We start from the raw sequence: 4,072 nt of genomic DNA, 5'->3' as shown, positions 1-4,072 counted from the left end.
CTATGTCAGTATGGTCATTGCCCTGGTCGGAGTATCGATGCCGATTTTTTGGCTGGGCTTGATGGAGCAATGGATCTTTGCAAATAAACTGCATTGGCTTCCTTCCATCGGACGCATGAATTCTCGTGATCCGGTGGAAGCTGTGACGCATTTAGCCGTGATTGATGCGTTCATAGGTGGACGTATGGATCAGGTGTGGACCGTCATCAAGCATTTGATCCTGCCCAGTATCGCACTTGGAACGATTCCAATGGCGGTCATTGCGCGCATTACTCGTTCCAGCATGCTGGAGGTTATGGATGCGGACTATATCCGTACAGCTCGGGCGAAGGGGCTGGCATCTTTTCAAGTCGTGTACAAACATGCGCTTAAAAATGCTGCGATCCCCGTACTTACTGTCATCGGTCTTCAGACTGGCTCACTACTGGGAGGCGCGGTACTGACAGAAACCATTTTTGCCTGGCCTGGCATCGGACGGTACATTTTTGAAGCGATCAGCTCGCGTGACTATCCGGTTATTCAAAGCGGAATTCTGATCATTGCGTTCCTGTTCGTCATCATTAATCTGATTGTCGATTTGCTGTACGCGGTGCTCGACCGGCGTATCCGTTATCAGTAATCAAGTCGTCAATTGTTCAAGGGGGAGCTTGTCCGATGTCACAATTTTCAATGGAACCCAACAACATACCGACGACACGCAGCACATTGGCGCATTTGCCTGTCGTGACTGGCCCTTGGAGAGACGCATGGAGGGCTTTCCGTCACAATAAAATGGCGTTCGTCGGCCTGAGCATTATTATCTTCTTTGTCATCATTGCTTTGATCGCGCCGTGGATTGCTCCTTTTGACTATAAAGAGCAAAATTTGGTGAGCCGTTTGCAGCCTCCTTCTGCGGAGCATTGGTTCGGTACGGATGATCTCGGTCGAGATTTACTGACTCGCACGCTGTATGGAGCCAGAATCTCGTTGTGGGTCGGTTTCTTGTCTGTTATTGGTTCAATGATTGTAGGAACAGCCTTAGGTTTAATCGCAGGATTTTACGGAAAATGGGCAGATATGGTCATCTCGCGGCTATTCGACATTTTACTGGCATTTCCGGGGATTTTGCTGGCCATTGCTATTGTGGCCATTTTAGGGCCTTCATTGGAAAATGCGTTGTACGCCATTGCCATTGTCAATGTGCCAACGTATGGGCGGTTAGTTCGCTCTAAGGTGCTGAGTGTCAAAACGGAGGAGTATATCACTTCTGCTAGAGCGCTTGGAGCCAATAATACACGAATCATCCTCCGTTATATTTTGCCTAACAGCCTGACACCGATCATCGTACAGGGAACGTTGGGGATCGGAACGGCCATCATTGAAGCGGCAGCGCTTGGATTTCTGGGCTTGGGTGCACAACCTCCTGAGCCAGAGTGGGGTAAAATGTTGTCCGATTCGCGGCAATATATCCAGAACGCGCCGTGGACAGTTATTTTTCCGGGGGTATCTATCATGCTGACCGTATTGGGCTTTAACCTAATGGGGGACGGCCTGCGGGATGTGCTTGACCCGAGGGCGAAGCGTTAGAGCAAAAGTGGTGAGGTATATAAACTGAACTTAAGAGTTACTATTAGCGCCACTGCGCAGTCAGATGATGCTTCCCATCGCCACCGCCCCCGGATTTCTAAAATAAGGCCAATGATTATGGTAGAAATTCGGGGACAAAAGCGACCGCTTCGCTTGTACAGCATCATTCCGTCTGCTCCGTTTTCCATGCACATTTTTTAAGTTTTACGTATATACTTCCATTTAAATAGAAGAAAAAAAGGTGTTCCCTGAAACTAATGGCTGGGGGAACGCCTTTTTTATATGGCATTTTACGTTTATTGTACTTCGATTCATCCCGCTATGGCTTGCAATCTTCTCTGTGAAAGTCATGTAAGCTTTCCTGAGGCGCAAAAAAAATGTATAATCACTCCAATTGAGTACGTAGGGAGTGGGCTTTATGACATGGCAGGACAAGAGAGAGCATCGGCAATTTGCGGAACAGACACGAAGCGACGCTTCACGGGCCGCATATGAGCGGGACTACTCCCGTTTAATCCATTCACCGACTTTCCGTCGGTTGCAGGGTAAATCACAGGTATTTGGCGCAGGCACGGGCGATTATTACCGCACACGACTGACGCATTCTTTGGAGGTAGCGCAAATTGCGCGTGAGGCATCCCGAAGCTTGCTGCGCCGCCATCCCGAAGTAGAGCTGGAACAGGCAGATAACGCAGGACTGATCATTGACCCTGAGGTGGTAGAATGTGCTTCCATTGCACATGACTTTGGCCATCCACCGTTCGGACACAAGGGGGAAGAGGTGCTGGACGGGATTTTGGATCAACTGATTGAAACAAAGGTAGAAAAGATATCCTCTGCCGGAGGCTTCACACCGGAGTCCAAGCGTGGACAGGAGGCCTATGCGCGTGAGCGACGAATTTATGAGCATTTTGAAGGAAACGCGCACAATTTCCGGCTGATTATGTTTTTGGAGAAGCGTGAGAACGTGGATGGTTTGAATTTGTCGGACGCTGTGTTACTGGGGATCAACAAATACCCGTACCCGGGGATTCTGAACAAAAAAGGGTTGTACCTGCATGAGTGGGAATACATACGTTCCATCCGCGAGGATTGGGGTATCCCTGATGGTAAAAAAACGTTGGAAGCCCAGCTTATGGACCTGTGCGACGATATCGCTTATTCTGCGCATGATCTGGAGGACGGGATTAAGGCTGGGAAAATCGAGGTACATGAGCACTTCTTATATGATCCGTATTTAATTCGTCTGATTACGGAGAAAATCACCACGTTGGAGGATAGCTTCTGGCAAGGCTGGCAACTGGCTCAGATTGAGCAGAAGGTAGCGGCTGTGCTGAGCGAATTTTTGAAGGTGTGGAATGGCAAGATGCCGATGTGTGAACACGATTATTCCCGTACTCGCCGTGAAGTGAAGGCATACTGGGTCAGCCTGTTTGTCAGCAGCTTGGGTGTAATTGATGATGGAAATTGGAAAAAGGTAACCTTCGTGCGGGATGGAAGCGAAGATTTGGATATGCTGCGCACTGTGAGTGTGTTGAAAAGCTTTGCTTGGGTTACGATGATCCGCGATCTGCGTGTACAGCGACTGCAAAAACGGAGTGAGTGGATGCTCAGACGGCTGTGGTTAGCTTTTCTAGACCCGGAAACGTCCAAATCTATTATTCCAAGCGACTGGCTCCAGCGCTATGAGCGCGACCAAGCCAAGGCGAAACCGATCTGGACATGGGAGCATATGGTCATAGACTATATTGCAGGCATGACCGATGCTTTTGCTGAAAAAATCTATAATGAGTTATACGGCCTGAAGGTGGGTTCGATTTATGATCTGGATTGACCTTTAAATTACCCCTATATAGTAGAAGGAACTGGTTTGTAATGGATAGCAGGAGGGAGGAATGTGTCTATGCAATCTCAGTCTTTATCTACGAAAAGGTTGAATCTCGGTGTGCTCGATATGGTGCCGTTGCTGCCCGGTAACCGTCCGGAGCAGGCGGTTCAACGAGCTGGTGAACTAGCGAGACAGGCAGAAGCATGGGGATATACACGCTACTGGACCTCGGAGCACCATGATATGGAGGGGCTGGCTTCCTCCAGCCCGGAAGTGCTGCTGTCTCATATCGGGGCGGTGACGAAGACAATCAAACTGGGTGCGGGTGCTATTTTGCTCCCGCATTATAGTCCAGTCAAGGTCGCGGAATGGTTTCATTTGCTGGCTGCTCTATATCCTGGCAGAGTCGAATTGGGCCTGGGGAGAGCACCTGGTGGTGGACCTCATGCTTCAATGGCACTGAGCGGTAATTTTCTTCAACATGTGACGGAGCTGCCACAGACGATGGAAGCTCTATTGGCTTTGCTGGAAGGTACTTACGAATATGAACAGGTGCCTGTGTTTGCCCGGCCGATGCCTGAACAGCCGCCAGCAGTGTGGATGCTGGGTACAAACCGAAAAAGTGCCGAATATGCCGCCCAGTATTCAACAGGCTATGTATTCGGTCAGTTTATGAGT

Annotated in this window: 4 protein-coding genes; all 4 read left to right on the top strand. The window is 49.4% G+C overall.

Annotated features, from left to right (window positions below; translation table 11 throughout):
- Positions 1–619 (top strand): ABC transporter permease (locus GRP75_RS20380; RefSeq protein WP_160790202.1); only part of this gene is annotated, 619 nt, incomplete at its 5' end.
- 35 nt (positions 620–654) lie between these two features.
- On the top strand, positions 655–1,566 hold the full coding sequence (gene nikC, locus GRP75_RS20375) for a nickel transporter permease (protein ID WP_023987407.1): 912 nt from the start codon (positions 655–657) through the stop codon (positions 1,564–1,566).
- Between the two features lie 418 nt (positions 1,567–1,984).
- Positions 1,985–3,400 (top strand): deoxyguanosinetriphosphate triphosphohydrolase family protein, encoded by a 1,416-nt coding sequence (locus tag GRP75_RS20370; RefSeq protein WP_160790201.1) that lies wholly within the window; start codon positions 1,985–1,987, stop codon positions 3,398–3,400.
- Positions 3,401–3,469: 69 nt separating this feature from the next.
- On the top strand, positions 3,470–4,072 hold a 603-nt coding region (locus GRP75_RS20365; RefSeq protein WP_160790203.1), incomplete at its 3' end, for an MsnO8 family LLM class oxidoreductase.

It is taken from the genome of Paenibacillus sp. OT2-17 (assembly GCF_009827695.1).
Classification (GTDB): domain Bacteria; phylum Bacillota; class Bacilli; order Paenibacillales; family Paenibacillaceae; genus Paenibacillus; species Paenibacillus polymyxa_B.
The sequence above is the reverse complement of the archived record's forward strand: the minus strand, read 5'-3'. Positions and strand labels throughout refer to the sequence as shown.

Coding starts and splice junctions, on each gene's coding strand:
- nikC (WP_023987407.1), top strand. CDS start 655: ATGTCACAATTTTCAATGGAACCCAACAACATACCGACGACACGCAGC.
- GRP75_RS20370 (WP_160790201.1), top strand. CDS start 1,985: ATGACATGGCAGGACAAGAGAGAGCATCGGCAATTTGCGGAACAGACA.